The 16,850-nt window shown below is 40.0% G+C and carries 17 protein-coding genes and 1 pseudogene; 10 read left to right on the top strand and 8 right to left on the bottom strand.

Annotation, left to right across the window (positions count from 1 at the left end; genetic code table 11):
- Positions 1 to 20 precede the first annotated feature (20 nt).
- The 10 genes and pseudogenes from C8P65_RS09735 to C8P65_RS09685 all read left to right on the top strand — a co-directional run.
- A pseudogene (locus C8P65_RS09735) lies at positions 21 to 200 on the top strand (IS1595 family transposase); the annotation flags it as partial.
- 14 nt (positions 201 to 214) lie between these two features.
- Positions 215 to 1,228: a hypothetical protein gene (locus tag C8P65_RS09730; protein ID WP_107782637.1), complete on the top strand. Its 1,014-nt coding sequence runs from the start codon at positions 215 to 217 to the stop codon at positions 1,226 to 1,228.
- A gap of 382 nt (positions 1,229 to 1,610) precedes the next feature.
- Positions 1,611 to 2,288 (top strand): (d)CMP kinase, encoded by a 678-nt coding sequence (gene cmk, locus C8P65_RS09720; RefSeq protein WP_107782636.1) that lies wholly within the window; start codon positions 1,611 to 1,613, stop codon positions 2,286 to 2,288.
- 16 nt (positions 2,289 to 2,304) lie between these two features.
- A complete protein-coding gene (gene bioB, locus C8P65_RS09715; RefSeq protein WP_107782635.1) occupies positions 2,305 to 3,423 on the top strand; it encodes a biotin synthase BioB in 1,119 nt (372 codons plus the stop codon).
- A 17-nt stretch (positions 3,424 to 3,440) separates the two neighbouring features.
- The gene (locus tag C8P65_RS09710) at positions 3,441 to 3,665 is read left to right on the top strand and encodes a DUF3820 family protein (RefSeq protein WP_107782634.1); all 225 of its coding nucleotides are present in this window, start codon (positions 3,441 to 3,443) and stop codon (positions 3,663 to 3,665) included.
- A 42-nt stretch (positions 3,666 to 3,707) separates the two neighbouring features.
- Positions 3,708 to 4,235 (top strand): gamma carbonic anhydrase family protein, encoded by a 528-nt coding sequence (locus tag C8P65_RS09705; RefSeq protein ID WP_107782633.1) that lies wholly within the window; start codon positions 3,708 to 3,710, stop codon positions 4,233 to 4,235.
- 321 nt (positions 4,236 to 4,556) lie between these two features.
- Positions 4,557 to 5,087, top strand: a complete 531-nt coding sequence (locus tag C8P65_RS09700) for a DUF3575 domain-containing protein (RefSeq protein WP_107782632.1) — start codon at positions 4,557 to 4,559, stop codon at positions 5,085 to 5,087.
- 656 nt (positions 5,088 to 5,743) lie between these two features.
- Entirely contained in the window at positions 5,744 to 6,412 is a 669-nt protein-coding gene (locus tag C8P65_RS09695; RefSeq protein ID WP_170069099.1) for a YceI family protein, read from the top strand.
- Positions 6,413 to 6,463: 51 nt separating this feature from the next.
- Positions 6,464 to 7,723, top strand: coding sequence for a hemolysin family protein (locus C8P65_RS09690; protein WP_107782630.1), 1,260 nt, complete (start codon positions 6,464 to 6,466; stop codon positions 7,721 to 7,723).
- 26 nt (positions 7,724 to 7,749) lie between these two features.
- Entirely contained in the window at positions 7,750 to 10,044 is a 2,295-nt protein-coding gene (locus C8P65_RS09685) for an inorganic phosphate transporter (RefSeq protein WP_107782629.1), read from the top strand.
- Positions 10,045 to 10,114: 70 nt separating this feature from the next.
- Here C8P65_RS09685 and C8P65_RS09680 read toward each other — a convergent pair whose 3' ends face one another.
- The 8 genes from C8P65_RS09680 to C8P65_RS09645 form a co-directional block, all read right to left on the bottom strand.
- Positions 10,115 to 10,750 carry a DUF417 family protein gene (locus C8P65_RS09680; RefSeq protein WP_107782628.1) on the bottom strand — a complete coding sequence of 212 codons (636 nt, stop codon included), beginning with the start codon at positions 10,748 to 10,750 and terminating at the stop codon, positions 10,115 to 10,117.
- An 82-nt stretch (positions 10,751 to 10,832) separates the two neighbouring features.
- Complete coding sequence (locus tag C8P65_RS09675) at positions 10,833 to 11,660, bottom strand: helix-turn-helix domain-containing protein (protein WP_107782627.1); 828 nt, start codon at positions 11,658 to 11,660, stop codon at positions 10,833 to 10,835.
- Between the two features lie 14 nt (positions 11,661 to 11,674).
- Positions 11,675 to 12,865: a phosphoglycerate kinase gene (locus C8P65_RS09670; RefSeq protein ID WP_107782626.1), complete on the bottom strand. Its 1,191-nt coding sequence runs from the start codon at positions 12,863 to 12,865 to the stop codon at positions 11,675 to 11,677.
- Between the two features lie 73 nt (positions 12,866 to 12,938).
- Positions 12,939 to 13,451: a c-type cytochrome gene (locus C8P65_RS09665; protein ID WP_009392409.1), complete on the bottom strand. Its 513-nt coding sequence runs from the start codon at positions 13,449 to 13,451 to the stop codon at positions 12,939 to 12,941.
- A 9-nt stretch (positions 13,452 to 13,460) separates the two neighbouring features.
- On the bottom strand, positions 13,461 to 14,453 hold the full coding sequence (gene hemB / locus C8P65_RS09660) for a porphobilinogen synthase (RefSeq protein WP_107782625.1): 993 nt from the start codon (positions 14,451 to 14,453) through the stop codon (positions 13,461 to 13,463).
- Positions 14,454 to 14,472: 19 nt separating this feature from the next.
- Positions 14,473 to 14,976 carry a YqiA/YcfP family alpha/beta fold hydrolase gene (locus C8P65_RS09655; protein ID WP_009392406.1) on the bottom strand — a complete coding sequence of 168 codons (504 nt, stop codon included), beginning with the start codon at positions 14,974 to 14,976 and terminating at the stop codon, positions 14,473 to 14,475.
- 3 nt (positions 14,977 to 14,979) lie between these two features.
- A complete protein-coding gene (locus C8P65_RS09650; protein ID WP_107782624.1) occupies positions 14,980 to 15,366 on the bottom strand; it encodes a septal ring lytic transglycosylase RlpA family protein in 387 nt (128 codons plus the stop codon).
- Between the two features lie 69 nt (positions 15,367 to 15,435).
- Entirely contained in the window at positions 15,436 to 16,845 is a 1,410-nt protein-coding gene (locus tag C8P65_RS09645; RefSeq protein ID WP_107782623.1) for a PorP/SprF family type IX secretion system membrane protein, read from the bottom strand.
- Between the last annotated feature and the right edge of the window lie 5 nt (positions 16,846 to 16,850).

Below are 16,850 nucleotides of genomic sequence, written 5' to 3'. Positions count from 1 at the left end.
ACTCTGAGAATTAATGCATTATGGAATTATTTAAAGGACAAAGCCTCTTAGAGTTTACAGAACGCTTTAAAACAGACTTAGATTGCGAAGAATATCTAGCTTCTTTAAAGTGGGAAGATGGATATTGCTGTCGCAAATGTGGTTATAAAAAATATAAAATCGGAAAAGATTTTTCGCGTACTTGTAATATCTGTGGAGATTAGGAGAGAAAATTATGCAGGTAAAATTAGATAAAATTTCAGAGTGGACGACTACGGGATTCAAGCTAAGCAACGGTGCCTATCAATATGCTCCCATAAATGCAAAAAATCATTTTGCACGAGGAAAAGACGAATTTGTTATCTGGAGCAGCGGCAATGACGGCAATAGCTACGGTATCATTTGGATAAAGGCGGGGCAATGGTCATTCATTCCATCTCCCGCACAAAAGAAAAGCTGGAATAAGCCCGTTTTGTTGGATACAGGTTCCGATATTTTAATTATTAGCGGAGAAGACAAAAAAGTCTGGTGGGTGTCATCTCCTGAGCAGAAACCGTGCGAAGTAGTAAGTGAAAACTTGTGTGCCACAAAGAATATCACGGAGATTTCCACACTTGGCGAAAACGGGGTTTATCCGATTATTTGTCGTGTAGACGGAGAGGTGTTTGCCGCAAATAGTTTTACCTCTCTACACTATGAAAATGAGACACATACGCTGCATTGGGACAAGCAACTCACCCCTGTGTTTACAAATGAAAAAGTCCGAAGCAATTTTATGCTATCCTTAGGACGGGCAGAGGGTATGTATCACAAAATGGATTTTAGTTACTCTTATCCCCAGATAGGCAGCCTTATGATAAAAGATAATTCGATTTATGCCTTCGTGGAAGCGGATATGATAAATCCTTGCAGCTTATCACAATTCAAGTATTATTGGTACCTCGAACTCACCCAAGATGGTATCTACAAGAGAAAAATATGGGGAAAGGAAAAATTAGAAAAGCTTGCACAAAAACAAGGCTTGAGGGGAAAATTCAGCGCCCAAAAAGAATACCTAATTCTATCCTCAATTTTTAAGAAAGATGAATGGAAAGGAAACCAAAAACTGTTGAGATTGTCTGACCTAGAGCTTCTGGATATTACATTTCCAAGAGGATATTCCAAATTCAGAATTATGGATATTTGGGATAATCACGTATTTATCAGCGACGAGTCAGAGCGTATCACCCTCTGCAAAATGGTGGTGTAGATGATTTCAGAAAAGAAAAAGAGTTATTTCTTAAAAATTCTGATAATAAGAGCATTATGAAAATCATAAAAGATAAATCAAAAATTTCTTTGATAGAATAAAAAATGTTGTAATTTTGCGCCATAGAAATGCGACGGCATTTTGGCAACAGTGTCCTTTTACACAAGCAGTAAAACAGGCACTTAAAAAGCGAACAACTACAAGCCTCTTCCGAGCGGAGAGGCTTTTTTGTATTTTAAATAATAGGAAAAGCTACTAATTTGCTGATTGACATATTTGCTAATTGGCAAATTATTCGTACCTTTGCCGTGTAGAATATGAGCGGTTTATTCAACCACCCTGATTTACAGTCACTAATTTATTAATTCAAATTTTAAAATTGATGAAAATCATTATCGCCATTGATGGCTATTCCTCTACAGGGAAAAGTACTACCGCCAAAGCAGTAGCCAAAGCATTAGGCTATGTGTATATTGATACAGGTGCGATGTACCGCGCCGTTACCTACCTCGCCCTCGAGAAAGGCTATGCCTCTACCTCAGGCATCGAGGTGAAACCGCTGATGAAAGCCCTCAGACAGTCAGAAATAAAATTCGTATACAACCCCGAAGTAGGCTTCGCAGAGTTATACCTCAACGGTAAAAATATAGAAAACGACATCCGCAGCATAGATGTAGCTAATTGGGTGAGCGAGATAGCCAAACAACCTGAAATACGCACTTACTTAGTAAACCTACAACGCAAGATGGGCGAACAGAAAGGCGTAGTGATGGACGGTCGGGATATTGGGACGGTAGTATTCCCCGATGCTGAACTAAAAATATTTATGACCGCCAGCGAACAAGTACGTGCTGAGCGCCGTTATAACGAACTGCAAAGCAAAGGCGACAACACCTCTTTTGCCGAAGTGCTTGCCAATATACAGCACCGCGACCATATCGACACCACTCGCAAAGAGTCGCCCCTAAAGAAAGCCGATGATGCTATCGTTATCGACAACACCCACCTAACCATCGACCAACAAGTAGAAAAAATACTATCTTTGGTTAATAATAAATAAAAGACAAAATAAAAATATGTGTGAACACAATTGCTCTTGTGGCGGAGCGCGCCACAACTGGACGAAAGAAGAAATTATCGCTATCTATAACAAACCTATAATGGAGTTGCTCTACGAAGCAGCGACCGTTCACCGCAAGTATCACGACCCTAACTCGGTGCAAGTCTCTACCCTACTCTCTATCAAGACAGGGGGCTGCTCAGAAGACTGTGCTTACTGTCCGCAGTCGGCACGCTACGAAACAGAGGTAAAAATAGACAACGCCGATATGATGAGCGTTACCCACGTGAAAGCACAAGCGCTACGCGCCAAATCAGCAGGGGCTTCGCGCGTGTGTATGGGGGCAGCGTGGCGCAATGTAAAAGATGGTCCGGAATTTGAGCAAGTACTCGAAATGGTGCGTACTATCAACAAACTTGATATGGAAGTGTGCTGCACCCTAGGTATGCTGACCGAAAACCAAGCCAAACGCCTTGCCGAAGCTGGTTTGTACGCCTACAATCACAACCTCGACACCTCAGAAGAATACTACAAAGAGATTATCTCTACCCGTAGCTATGAAGACCGTCTGAAAACGATTGACAATGTGCGCAAGACTAATATCACCGTATGTAGTGGGGGTATTATAGGTATGGGCGAATCATTAGAAGACCGAGCAGGTATGTTGGTAGCCTTATCAACGCTCAATCCGCAGCCTGAGTCAGTGCCTATCAACGCTTTAGTACCCGTAGAAGGCACTCCTTTAGAAGATTGCAAGCCGGTAGATATATTCGAGATGGTGCGTATGGTAGCCACAGCGCGTATTGTGATGCCAGAGTCGCAAGTACGCCTATCAGCCGGACGTACCCAGATGAGCCAAGAGGGACAAGCCTTGTGTTTCTTTGCGGGCGCTAACTCAATCTTTGCAGGCGACAAGTTACTGACTACCCCTAACCCTGACATCAATGAGGATATGCAGATGCTTGGCGTACTGGGTATGCGCATACAAAAGCCTTTCGAAACGCACCCACAACCACAGACCGTAGAAGCAGCTGACTCGCAGTACCATTCGTTAGGAGAAAACCCTAAATGGACGCGTCCTAACCATAAGATAGAGCGCAACGAAGAGAAGAAAAAAATGGTGAAATTAGCGTAAACTGATTTGCTAATTAAATGAACCCTGATATTCTAAAAGAAATCATTACTACCCCAATGCCTTATGGTAAATATAAGGGTGTTATGATAGCCGATTTGCCCTCTCATTATCTGGAGTGGTTTAGCACTCAAGGCTTCCCGAAAGGCAAATTGGGTATGCTTTTAGCTACTACTTTCGAGATAAAAACTAACGGACTACAAGAGATTATTGATAATCCGAAGTCGTTAGTGGTTAGTCGCTAGTCGTTAGTGGTTAGATAATTAAAAAATTATAATTCAAAAAAAATGTTACTAAAGAAAGTAAATGGGAAGCAACCTACCTTTGGGGAAGGTTGCTTTTTTGCTGAAAACGCCACCCTTACAGGCGATGTACAATTAGGCGACCATTGCACCGTATGGTACAACGCTGTAGTGCGCGGCGACGTTAATAGCATTCGCATAGGCAATAATACTAATATTCAAGATGGAGTGGTTATCCACGCTACCTACCAAACACACCCTACTACTATAGGTAACAATGTATCTATAGGGCATAATGCTATAGTACACGGCTGCACCATAGAAGATAATGTACTGATAGGAATGGGCAGCATAGTGATGGACGGCTGTGTGGTAGAAAGCGACAGTATTATAGCAGCGGGCGCTGTAGTGCCCCCCAATACTCATATAGAGCAAGGGAGTCTGTATGCTGGAATACCTGCCAAAAAGCTAAAAGATACGACCGAGGCGCAGAAAGCCCTCATACGCCGTACCGCCACTAACTACCCAAAATACGCTAGTTGGATAGACAAAGAAGAAAATACTAAAGACTGACAATGAAGTAATTAGCTATATTGTTTAAAATTATTCTATATATTATTTTGAATATATCAAAATAATATATATCTTTGCCCCGTATTTAAACAGAAACATTATAGCAGTGTTTTTATATTTCGTTTGCAGTTCATCGTTTGGGGGGTATTTTTTTTTAGTGTTTTTTATAGTTGTTACCTACTCCTTCAAATTGTGAATTAGTTAGTTTTAAATAAAAAAGTCCGGCGCGATGCTGGACTTTTTGCTATTTAGTCACCACAAATTTGCTAATTAACAAATTAGTTGTATCTTTGCCATTATTTTTTAATTTAAGAAAGAACAATGAAAAGAATTATTTTAGCAGCAGTGCTATTGTTTTTCACTGGTAAAACATTCGCACAAGACGATTTTCCTAAACACGAAGTAAATCTTAACATATTGAATGTTATATGGTTATCTTCTGTAGAGTTAGGATACGAACACTATATCGCCTTTAACCAATCGATAGAAGGTGAGATTTTTATCAATGACCGTTTCTCTTTCTTTACTCGTAAAGAAGGGGAAAAATTTAATGCTACAAGTATCAAAGTAGGTTATAACTACTACTTCGATTTAGACGGCAACTCTGGTCCATACATTAACCCTTTTATCAAACAACGTTTTGGAAATTTCAAATACGAAGATGGTACCAAAACAAGTCTTAACAGCTTTATATTAGGTATAGGGGCTGGTTATCAGTGGAATTACAACGATACTTTTATCATCGCACCATATGCTAACATAGCACGCAACTTTGGTAAAGGAGTAAATGACGATGGCAAATTCTGGGCTATCGAACCTAACTTAGGTATCAAAATAGGCTATAAGTTTTAATAATCTTTTTTCTAATAATCATACAGGCAGTGAAGTTTTCGGCTCGCTGCCTGTTTTATTTTAGCGTGTATAAGAGGCTTGACTATACAGTTAGCTGTATATCTACTATACAATCAGAAGGGATTAAGCATAAAAATTCGAGATAAAAGAATTTTTATTTTATACTGATAATGAGTGTTTTACAAATATTTATATAAAAGATTATGAGTTTGGCACGCTATTTTCTATATAGATAGCGTAACTGGCAGACGGGATGTTAGTTAGGTTACAGTAGTGCATTTTAAATATAATAAATGATAAACTAATATTGCTTGAAAAAACTGAATTAAACAAAATTACTGAAATTGCTATAAGAAACATTGTTAGATAAAAATTAAATTACATTCATTAAAACATTTATTTTTGGAAAATACTTAAAACAAATCCTATCATCATTATATTCATTTCATTAAAACAAAGTATTGAAAAAAATTAAATTACTAAAGATCATTTATTAGAACTAAAGTATTAATTTTGGAGTTAGTAGTAGTATTTATATGCATTGTGAAAAAAGGCTCTCCTTAACAAAGGAGGGTCTTTTTTTATTAATTGCTAATTGTCAATTAATAATTATTTTGTACCTTTGCCGCATAATAAACTTAATAATATTTTCACTTATGAAAAAAATCGTACTTAGTATGGCTATGATAGCCAGTATTGCTTTGGTAGGTTGTGAGAATACTAACTCTCAGCAAGGAGCTGATACCGCTTCGGCCACTACTGAACAAGCTGTAGTAGAAACTCCTGAAGCTCAAGTTGCTTATGCTTATACAGTAGACCCTACCTCGGTAGTAGAATGGGTAGGCTCTAAGCCAGCAGGTAAACATCACGGTACTGTGAATGTAACTTCTGGTGGTGTAAACGTTGAAAACGGCGCTATCACTAAAGCTGAATTTGTACTCGATATGGGCACTATCACCGTACTTGACCTGAAAGCTGGCGATGGCAAAGAAGCTCTTGAAGCGCACCTAAAAGGTACTGACCCTGAGAAAGTAGACCACTTTTTCAACATAAAAGAGTATCCTACTGCTTCTTTTGTTTTCAAAAGTTTTGACGGTAAAAACCTTATAGGCGACCTTACTATCAAAGGTAAAACCAAAGAGATTTCTTTCCCTGCCACTGTAGCTGTTAGCGATAACGCAGTGGAAATTAGCTCTGAGCCTTTTAAAATTAACCGTGTAGATTTCGGAGTAAACTACGGTTCTAAATCAGTTTTTGATGACCTTAAAGATAAGTTTATCAATGACGATATAGAGTTAGTAGTAAAAGCTAAAGCTACTAAATAATGCAAACCTATAAAAGGCAGTGGTAGCTACTGCTGCCTTTTATTTAAATATATGATTGAACCAATATCCATAGTTATAATACTGACTACCCTTGTGCTGTCGGCTTTTTTTTCAGGGTTTGAGATTGCGTACGTATCTTCTAACAAAGTACACATCGAAATTCTAAAGAAGCAAGAGGGGCTGATAGCGAATATACTTACGCGACTGACTTATCGCCCATCTAAACTGCTGGCTACTATGCTTGTAGGCAATAATGTAGCCTTAGTAGTGTACGGTTTTGAAATGGGTAAGGTGATGACGCTACTTCTTCCTCCTTTTTTTCAGAATGTACTGTGGCATACCATTATTTCTACTCTGATTATCCTTATCACGGCAGAGTTTATGCCTAAAGTTTTCTTTCAAATCTACGCTAACCAATTACTAAAACTCTTTGCGATACCTGCTTACTTTTTTTATCTTCTCTTTTATCCTTTTTCGAGTTTTATTATATGGATTTCAGACTTCGTACTGCGGGTGTTTTTTAAAACCAAAGGCGATTATGTGCCACTTTCATTTACCAAAGTAGAGTTAGTAGATTACATCTCAGAGCAAATGGGTAATGCCCCCAAAAAAGAAGAGGTTGATGCTGAAGTACAGATGTTTCAGAATGCGCTGGAGTTTTCTGGAGTAAAAGCACGCGAGATTATGATACCGCGCACGGAGATAGTAGCGGTAGACCTAAATGAAACTATTGAGAATCTAATAGCCACTTTTGTTTCATCTGGATTCTCTAAAATATTGATTTACAATGAGAATATAGATGATATAGTAGGGTATGTGCATTCTTTTGATATGTTTAAAAAACCTAAAACTATCAAAGAAGTGCTTATACCTGTAGTAACAATTCCGGAGACGATACAGATAAATGAAGTCCTCAACCTGCTAATGCGCAAGCGCAAGAGTATGGCGGTGGTATTGGACGAGTATGGTGGTACTTCAGGCATCGTTACCTTAGAAGATATAGTTGAAGAGCTATTTGGCGAAATAGAAGACGAACACGACAAAGATAAATTTATAGAAGAAAAAATATCAGATGATGAATACCTATTTTCAGCGCGATTAGAGGTAGATTACATCAACGAAACTTATCATTTGAACTTGCCTGAGAGCGAAGAGTACGAAACGCTATCAGGACTTATTGTTTTGCATACTGAAGAAATACCCACGAAAGGAGAAACGATAAATCTGCCGCCTTTTGTATTTTCGATAGAGGCTTGTTCGCAAACCAGAATAGAAACCGTAAGAGTATTCATCAAGGAGAATGATGAATAAATGAAATAGCTAAATTAAACTTTTATATGGAACAAGTATATATTTTTATGCTTTTTGTCTTTGCAGTACTCGCTATCATCGATTTGACGGTAGGGGTAAGCAATGACGCAGGAAATTTCTTAAACTCGGCTGTGGGTTCGAAAGTAGCAACCCTACGCACTATTATGATAGTAGCCAGTGTAGGGGTAGCCATAGGGGCTATTTTCTCGAGTGGAATGATGGAAATTGCGCGGAAAGGGATATTCAACCCCTCTCAATTCTACTTTGATGAGGTAATGGTTATCTTTATGTCGGTCATTTTGGCTGATATACTGCTGCTTGACCTTTTCAATACCATTGGGCTGCCTACTTCTACCACTGTTTCTATCGTATTTGAGCTTTTAGGAGCGGCTATGTGCGTGGCTTTTATCAAAACCCTACAGGCAGATCAGCCTTTAAGCAATATTTATAACTATATCAATACTACTGAAGCAAGAAAAATTATTTTAGGTATCTTCGTTTCGGTAGCAATTGCCTTTGTGGTGGGGGCTATCGTGCAGTATTTTGCACGCTTGGTATTTTCGTTCCGTTATGAGAAGAGTATCAAATATATAGGAGGTGTATTCGGAGGTTTTTCGCTTACTGCCCTTTCTTATTTTATTATCTTCAAAGGACTTAAAGACGTTACTTTTATCCCTAAAACAACCATAGAGTGGATGAATGACAATATAGGAATGTTGCTAATAGGTTGCTTAGTGTTCTACAGCATACTCTCGCACATTCTTATACGTATGGGCGTAAATATATTTAGAATTATCATCCTCAGCGGTACGTTTGCTCTTTCGATGGCTTTTGCAGGCAACGACTTGGTAAACTTTATAGGGGTGCCTGTAGCCGCTTATCAGTCGTATGATATATGGCACAATAGCGGGGTAGCCCATAATGCTTTGGAGATGACAGCATTAGGCAGCGGACAGATGAGTACCCCTACAGCTATTTTGCTTTTAACAGGCTCTATAATGATTCTGACGCTTTGGTTCTCAAAGAAAGCCCACCACGTAATACAAACAGGGGTAAATCTCTCACGTCAGAGCGAAGGAGCGGAGCAGTTTTCGGCTAACTTCTTGTCTCGTTTTTTGGTGCGCATCACAGTAGGTACCGCTAACTTTATAGAGTTTATAACCCCTAAGAGCATCAGCAGGAAGATAGACAAACGCTTCGAAAAACCTGCGCCTAACCCCGATATAAAGGAAGAAGACCTTCCGGCATTCGACTTGGTAAGAGCTGCCATTAACTTGGTGGTATCGAGTAGCTTAATAGCGATTGGTACTTCGCTAAAGCAACCTCTTTCTACTACCTACGTTACCTTTATGGTGGCAATGGGGTCTTCATTAGCCGATAGAGCTTGGGGTCGCGATAGTGCCGTATATAGGGTTGCTGGGGTACTAAACGTAGTAGGCGGCTGGTTTTTAACAGCTATAGTGGCTTGCATAGGAGCGTTTATCGTAGCAGGTATATTGTACTACGGCAGCGTTATAGGACTTATCGTGATGATTTTCGTAGTGGGCTTCTTGTTGATACGCAACGCAATAGCTTACCGAAACAAACAGCGTGCCCAGTCGCAAGGGCGACACTTCCATCGCGCTGACTTAGCTACCATAGGCGGGGTTATAAAAGAAAGTTCTACTTATGTATCAGACACTATTTTCCGCATAGACCAACTATATAGTAAAGTGGTGAAAAATCTTGGCACACAAGACCTCAGCAAGCTAACAAAGAACAAGAAGAACGCTAAGAAATTAGAGAAAGAGTTAGATGAGATGAAAGGGAATGTATACTACTTTATCAAGTCGCTGACAGAAAGTTCAGTAGCTTCGAGCAAGTTTTATATTCTTATCTTAGATTACTTGCAAGATATGGCACAATGTATGACGGCTATCACACTAAATAGTTATGAGCACGTAAACAACAATCATAAAAACCTGAAATTTAATCAGCTCCGCGACCTGAAGAGTATATCAGATAAGATGGAAGAGGTATTTAAGGCAGAGGCTGAAATATTTAAAGGGGAAGACTATTCTAAGTTGCACACTATCTTAGCCGATTGTCGCAATCTGAAAGATGAGGTGTCTAAAATGGTGCAAAAGCAGATAGACCGTATTCGCACTACTGAAACAAGTCAGAAAACTACTAAACTGTACTTCAGTATCTTATTAGAGACCAATGCGCTTATCAGAGCTAATAATAACCTAATGATGCAGTTTGATGAGTATCAAAAGCAACAAGCACGCAAAAAGCGACCTCTGAACCTCAAAGAAGTACAATCAAACTACAATAAATAATATAAAAAAATAACGCCATAAAAAATAGGCTGCCTTATCGGGCAGCCTATTTTTTATGGCGTTATAAATCTTATTTCTCTTGTTTTTTAAGCAAACGACGAGCTGCTTCAGAAGCTGCTATAAGTCCTCCTGCCGACATAATAATGTCTTTTAACACCAAACGTCCAGCTCCTGATAAATAAGGAAAGCCATAAGCTGGTGTAGGCATATCTCCTCCTAAATTAGGTACGTACACTTCAGGTGTAGTGATAAGGAATGAAAGAGTAACAATGCTCATACCAAAGGTAAGCAAGCCTCCTATCACACCAATCTTAGGTGACCAGATACCTAATAGAGTAAGTAACCCAATAAAGCAGATAAAAGTTCCTAAACCGTAAGAAAAAACATAAGTACCGTTTTCTTTGTGCCACTCTATATTGGCTTTCACCATCTTACCTTCAGGGTTTTTGTGCAGCTTGTATTGAGCTACCTCTTTACCTTTGTTAGCTTCGCCTGTTACGCCGTTTTCGTCTATGGCAGTTTTGCCAGAGTTAGCATAGAAAAAGCTCATAAAAGGGCTGTTAGTTACAAATGGTACGATACCATCAGCTTCGTATTGGCATACTTTCAATCCGCCAATCCACGCCATTACAATAAAGATAGCGACTCTAATATAGTTTACAAAGCAACGTTCGCTACCTGCTAAAAATGATAATAACTTTTGCATAATAAATACTGTTTTTTAAATTACTTATTTCGGGGGCAAAGGTACAACAATTTAAGTAGATAAGAATGGATAAAAAAGTCCATTACATAGACTTTTCTGCCACGATTGAAATACCTACGTGTTCGCGGAAGCTTTTAGGCGATACTCCTACGTGTTTTTTGAAGAATCTGCTGAAGTAAAAAGGATCGTCAAAATTAAGGTAGAAAGCTACCTCTTTAATAGATTTATAGGTGAGGTGCAACTGTTTTTTGGCTTCAAGCACCAAACGTTCTTGTAGCAACTGGGTAGGCGTCTTACCGAGTTGCTTTTTTATTTTCTTGCTGAAACTATCTGGAGTCAGGTACAACGCTTCTGCATAAAAAGGTAGTTCGCGCTGGTCTATAAAATGCGTTTCTAACAATTGTTGAAAGTCTGTAGCCAAACGGTGGTCTGCCTCTGTAGGAACCTCTTCTATTTGTTCGCCTTTGGCTTTGCTCGAGAGTGCTAAGATTAGCTGTAGATAAGAGCGCAATACCGCTTCAGAATAAGGAGAGTGACTAGCCACCTCAGCCTCTATACGAGTAAAAAGTGTCTGTATTTCAGCATAAACACCCTCGCTAACAGTTATATGTGGCTGCAAGAATAGCGCATTGAAGAGCAACCCATTGCAGGCTACTTCTTTTTTGTGATATTCTATACAGTAAAAATCACCGTGAAACTGCAATAGTACCGCCTCTTTATGGCTAGCGGCTACCCACTGAAAATACTGAAAAGGCGTAAGAAAAAGCAGCGTATTACCTTTGTAAGAATAAGGAGTCCCATCTACTACAAAATCGCCTTCCCCTTGCAACATATAAATACAATAATTCTCCACACGCACTGGTGCGGTGGAGAATTGTTGTTCTGTTATATGTTTGATAGCTACTTTCAAAAGTAGTATCGTTTTTATTCGTTAATAGCTTGAATACCTGGTAATACTAACCCTTCAAGGCTTTCGAGCATTGCACCACCACCGGTAGATACATAGCTTACCTTGTTTTCAAAGCCAAATTGTTTCACCGCTGCTACTGAGTCACCACCTCCTACAAGCGAGAAAGCTCCGTTTTTAGTAGCTTCAGCTACAAAATTACCTACTTCTATAGTCCCTTTAGCAAAAGTAGGCAACTCAAATACTCCTACAGGCCCATTCCAAAGAATAGTTTTAGATTTTAGAAGTACTTGTCTGATGTTTTCAAGGGTTTTAGGCCCTGCATCAAGACCTTCCCATCCATCAGGTACAGCATTTACTGGTACTACTTGGGTTTTAGCATTGTTGTCGAAAGCATCAGCAGCTACCACATCTATAGGTAAGTGTACTTCTACCCCTTTAGCTTTTGCTTTAGCCAAAATATCAAGAGCGAGTTCTTGTTTATCGTCTTCGCAGATAGAATTACCTATCTTACCGCCTTGAGCTTTAATAAAGGTATACGCCATACCTCCACCGATGATAAGGTGGTTCACTTTATCTAAAATATTTTCAATAATAGTGATTTTAGATGATACTTTAGAGCCTCCTAAGATAGCAGTTACAGGTTTTTCACCTGATTTCATCACTTTGTCGATACTTTCAATCTCTTTAGCAAGAAGATAACCAAAGCATTTGCGTTCTGGGAAGAATTTTGCTACAATAGTTGTAGAAGCGTGAGCACGGTGAGCTGTACCAAAAGCATCGTTCACATAAATATCGCCGAGCTTAGCCAACTCTTTAGAGAAACCTTCATCACCTTTTTCTTCTTCTTTGTGATAACGTAGGTTTTCTAATAATATTACACTACCAGCAGGAGCTGCGGCTACGGCTTTCTCAGCTACTTCGCCTACGCAATCTTCTACGAAAATCACTTTCTTGCCCAATACTTTCTCTACTTCACCTACGATGTGGCGTAATGAATACTTATCGTTGCGCTCTCCTTTAGGACGACCTAAGTGGCTCATTAGCACTACTGTTCCGCCGTCGTTTAAGATTTTGCTGATAGTAGGTTTAGCAGCCTCAATACGGGTATTGTCGGTTACTTTGAAGTTTTCATCTAAAGGCACGTTAAAGTCCACACGAATAAGGGCTTTTTTGCCTGCAAAATTAAAATTGTCTATGGTTCTCATATATCTTATATATTTAAAATATTATTATATTTTTCAAGCTACAAAGGTACAAAAAATAATCTTAATAAGCAAATTACTTTATGGTTCGCAAATACTCCAACACTTCTCTGGCTTGTTGCTCAGTTAAATGCTGGTTTAGCATTATGCTGCCGTACTCTTCTAACTGTGCTTTGGCGATAGGGTCTTCTTTTATCATCTGCTCCGGATTCAGTATCATATTCATCAACCATTCAGGAGTGCGATAATCGGTTAGCCCTGCCATTGCTGGCCCTATAAGTCGTTTAGTAGGACGGTGACAAGCCATACAATATTGGTTAAACGTAGCCTCTCCTTTGGCTGCCATAGCGGCATCAGGAGTGTCGGCTAAAGGAGGAGTGATAGTCTTTACTTTCCCTATTCCTTTGTTTGTCTGCCAGTTAGGATATTCAGTAGGTTTTGCTGAAGCCTCTTTAGGTACTTCTGTAGTATTGGCTGTATTTACAGTTTCATTCGCATTATCATTAGCAGAGTTATTATTGTTAGTGCCTCCGCCACAGCCTACTGCCAAAAAAGCTATAGCTGAGAGTGTGTATAGTGTTTTTTTCATAGTATAGTGTTATCTGTTAATAATTTTAGCTACTTCTTTAGCAAAATAGCTCGCAATAATGTCAGCACCAGCGCGTTTTATGCTCACTACCTGCTCTAACATTACCGCATCGTGGTCAAGCCAACCATTAGCTGCAGCTGCTTTCAGCATAGCATACTCGCCTGATACTTGGTAAACTGCTACTGGCACCTCGCTCATATTCTTCACTTCGCGCACGATATCTAAATAGCAAAGCCCTGGTTTCACCATCACGATGTCAGCACCTTCTTCTATGTCCATACGGGTTTCGCGTAGGGCTTCCAAACGGTTGTGATAATCCATTTGATAGGTTTTCTTATCCTTAGGAATATCGTTTTGGTCTACAGGAGCACTGTCGAGCGCATCGCGGAAAGGACCATAAAAAGCCGAAGCATACTTAGCACTGTACGACATTATCCCTACATTCTGAAAGTTATTGTCTTCTAAGGTCTCACGTATCGCCTCTATGCGCCCGTCCATCATATCGCTGGGGGCTACAAAGTCAGCACCTGCTTCAGCGTGCGAAAGTGCCATACCACAGAGGGCTTCTACTGTAGGGTCATTTATTATCTGTCCTTTTTCTACGATACCATCGTGCCCGTAAACAGAATAAGGGTCAAGAGCCACGTCAGTCATCACCAACATTTCAGGCATAGCGTTCTTAACGGCTTGTATAGCGCGCTGCATCAGCCCTTTAGGGTTAGAGGCTTCTGTCCCTCTATTGTCTTTTAAGTCATCAGGCACTTTTACAAATAGAAGTACTGCTTTCAACCCTAAGTTCCAAAGTTCTTTCACTTCCACTGCCAATAGGTCAAGGCTATAGCGGTAATAACCTGGCATCGAAGCTATTTCTTCTTTTACTCCTTTACCTTCTACTACAAATAGGGGCACCATAAAATCATCTGGAGTAATTATAGTTTCTCTTACAAGACTGCGCACAGCTTCATTCTGGCGCAAACGGCGGTTTCTTCTTAATGGATACATCTTTATTAATTATAAATTATTAATCATCAATCTTTTGCATAAAGTAAGCTACTTCTTTTTCAAAAATCCCTATCGGATAGCTATGTGCCATAGTGTTGATAAGGTGTATTTCGGCTGGCTGACGGGTTTTAAGCTGTCCTTTTAATTCTGCTAACGACTGCCAAGGGTCTATCACAGTGTCTTGCAATCCTATGACTATTTGAGTATAAGCGGCGTAATAAGGATTGGACTGTACCGTAGCTGGCAGTTCGTTTTTATAAGTGAAAGCAGGATTAAAGAGCAAACACGGTTTTAGCAACGCTTGTGCCAGATAGTAAGCCACTAATCCACCAGCACTCGACCCTATAATAGCCGTTACATCGGCATAATCCCTAACCAATGTTGAAAAAAGGTCGGGGGTATTGCGATAATCGAGCACAGGGGCAACAATCTCTCCGTAGGGAGCCAGCACCGCTCGGCGGTCGTCTTGCAGGGTACTATCAAGCCCGTGTAGGTAAAGAATCTTGGTTGTTGAAGTTATCATTTGTTATTGTTTTACAATTTCTATATCTACTTGCAATACGCCTTTGTTCTTATTATCGGTGATACCCATAAAGGCGCGTTTGGTAAGGTCGAGCTCACGCCCTTTAGTAAAAGGTCCTCTGTCGGTTACGGTTACTATTACCGATTTGCCGTTAGCCCTATTCGTCACTTTTAGCTGAGTGCCAAAGGGCAAAGAGGGGTGAGCTGTAGTGAGCTTATTATTGCTAAATATCGCTCCGCTGGCAGTCTTTCGCCCGTTGAACTTATCGTGGTAATAACTCGCACTCACATCACTCTTATACACTCCTGTTGGCTTTTTTGCTGTCCCACAAGCACTCATCATCAAAGCACAACACAAGCACAAGATTATCCTCACAAGTCTTATCTTCATATTCTCATCAATATTTTTATTGTGTAAAAACGATGCCTTAGTTGTCTAAAGCATCGTTTTTATATATGGTTATCGTCCTACTTTTAGTACCCATACCTTAGAGTTCCTAAACTCAGGTCGGCGCAGTAGGTTTATCATTGCTTCTCCGGCTTCACCTCTCGATGCAAATGGTTTTTCTACGTATAGATAAGTCATCTGATTTTCTGGGTGTTTAAATGAGAATACTGATAAACCTAACTGACGTACTTTCTTCAGCATATCATAAGCTCCTGATGCATTGCGATATACCCCTATCACTACATAGTGCCCTTCTGGGATACCTGCTCCTGCAATCTTATCTTCTACCAAAGTCATACGGTCTTTTAGTTGCTCTGAAATTGGCTTAGGTTTCTTTGGTGCTGGTGGTGGCGTAGTAGGCGTTTTAGTTTCGCTTACTGTCGGAGTGGCAACAGCTGGTTTAGGTTTTTCTACTACTGGTGCTGGCGGTGTAGGTGGCGTAGGCGTTACCTTCGGCGGTTTGATGTGATGTTTACCACCAAACTGATACGAAAGTACTATATCATAACTACCTCCCAATTCCGATACATAAGCCGCTATGCTCTGTTCGTAGCCAAACCCTATACTCACGTGGTTGGCTATATTAAAGCCCAGCCCTCCAAAAGCGCCATACTTTTGGTCGTAACCGGCATAAGCCCAACCCATTTTAGCATCAAGCATCACGTGTCCGCCTAACTGAAAGTTATCACTGCTCTTCTTCCCTTTAGCTAAAACGGTCAAAACGGCATCTTCTAAAAAATCGCTATTGCTATCTAATGCGTGGCGATACATCGCGTGGGCAGTAAGCGATTTTTCGTTGAAAGGCACTGCCATTTCTCCAGCCGAAAAAGCGTAATCTAACAGGTTTTCAGCAGTAATACCAAAGTGCATTTCGTTAAAATTAATATCAAAACCTGGTTGTATATTGATAATATTTACCGCCTTAGCATTCTCTATAAGAGGGTCATTCACATTCACACGCACTTTGCTCTTATCTATGCTACTGCGGGCAAACACCGCATTAATACCCAATCTCAAAAAGTTATCATCTGATATTTCCACTTGGTGCACGTAGTTGCCTAATACACCTGTGTTAGCAAAGATAGAAGCGGTACGTTGAAAGATAAGCCCGTGCGCCATATTATTCCCGTCATCTACTACTGTTTTCTTGCCGGCATCACCGCCCCATTTCTTTCCGTACGATAGCCCAAAGGTATTAAATTTATCCTCTTTAAAGCCCATCCATTGGTTTCGGTGGAAGAAGGTAATTTGCGATTCATTCTTGCCAAAAATCGGGAAAGCAGGGTTCATCAGATAGGTGTTATACTTTACGGCTGTATGTCCTGGCAATTCGTATGGCAAGTAATTACCGTCACTTTGCCCCAAAAGGTATTGGGTACAAAGCACAAACACAAGAACTGTTATTTTAGATATAATCTTCATCTGTT

Origin of the sequence: Capnocytophaga leadbetteri (assembly GCF_003054025.1) — a bacterium.
Lineage (GTDB): Bacteria > Bacteroidota > Bacteroidia > Flavobacteriales > Flavobacteriaceae > Capnocytophaga > Capnocytophaga leadbetteri.
Note: the sequence above shows the minus strand (reverse complement) of the source record. Positions and strands in the feature narration are given on the sequence as shown.

Coding starts and splice junctions, on each gene's coding strand:
- C8P65_RS09665 (WP_009392409.1), bottom strand. CDS start 13,451: ATGAAAAAAACACTATACACACTCTCAGCTATAGCTTTTTTGGCAGTA.
- C8P65_RS09650 (WP_107782624.1), bottom strand. CDS start 15,366: ATGAAGATAAGACTTGTGAGGATAATCTTGTGCTTGTGTTGTGCTTTG.
- C8P65_RS09670 (WP_107782626.1), bottom strand. CDS start 12,865: ATGAGAACCATAGACAATTTTAATTTTGCAGGCAAAAAAGCCCTTATT.
- C8P65_RS09705 (WP_107782633.1), top strand. CDS start 3,708: ATGTTACTAAAGAAAGTAAATGGGAAGCAACCTACCTTTGGGGAAGGT.
- C8P65_RS09680 (WP_107782628.1), bottom strand. CDS start 10,750: ATGCAAAAGTTATTATCATTTTTAGCAGGTAGCGAACGTTGCTTTGTA.
- C8P65_RS09655 (WP_009392406.1), bottom strand. CDS start 14,976: ATGATAACTTCAACAACCAAGATTCTTTACCTACACGGGCTTGATAGT.
- C8P65_RS09685 (WP_107782629.1), top strand. CDS start 7,750: ATGGAACAAGTATATATTTTTATGCTTTTTGTCTTTGCAGTACTCGCT.
- hemB (WP_107782625.1), bottom strand. CDS start 14,453: ATGTATCCATTAAGAAGAAACCGCCGTTTGCGCCAGAATGAAGCTGTG.
- C8P65_RS09695 (WP_170069099.1), top strand. CDS start 5,744: ATGAAAAAAATCGTACTTAGTATGGCTATGATAGCCAGTATTGCTTTG.
- C8P65_RS09645 (WP_107782623.1), bottom strand. CDS start 16,845: ATGAAGATTATATCTAAAATAACAGTTCTTGTGTTTGTGCTTTGTACC.
- cmk (WP_107782636.1), top strand. CDS start 1,611: ATGAAAATCATTATCGCCATTGATGGCTATTCCTCTACAGGGAAAAGT.
- C8P65_RS09730 (WP_107782637.1), top strand. CDS start 215: ATGCAGGTAAAATTAGATAAAATTTCAGAGTGGACGACTACGGGATTC.
- bioB (WP_107782635.1), top strand. CDS start 2,305: ATGTGTGAACACAATTGCTCTTGTGGCGGAGCGCGCCACAACTGGACG.
- C8P65_RS09690 (WP_107782630.1), top strand. CDS start 6,464: ATGATTGAACCAATATCCATAGTTATAATACTGACTACCCTTGTGCTG.
- C8P65_RS09700 (WP_107782632.1), top strand. CDS start 4,557: ATGAAAAGAATTATTTTAGCAGCAGTGCTATTGTTTTTCACTGGTAAA.
- C8P65_RS09710 (WP_107782634.1), top strand. CDS start 3,441: ATGAACCCTGATATTCTAAAAGAAATCATTACTACCCCAATGCCTTAT.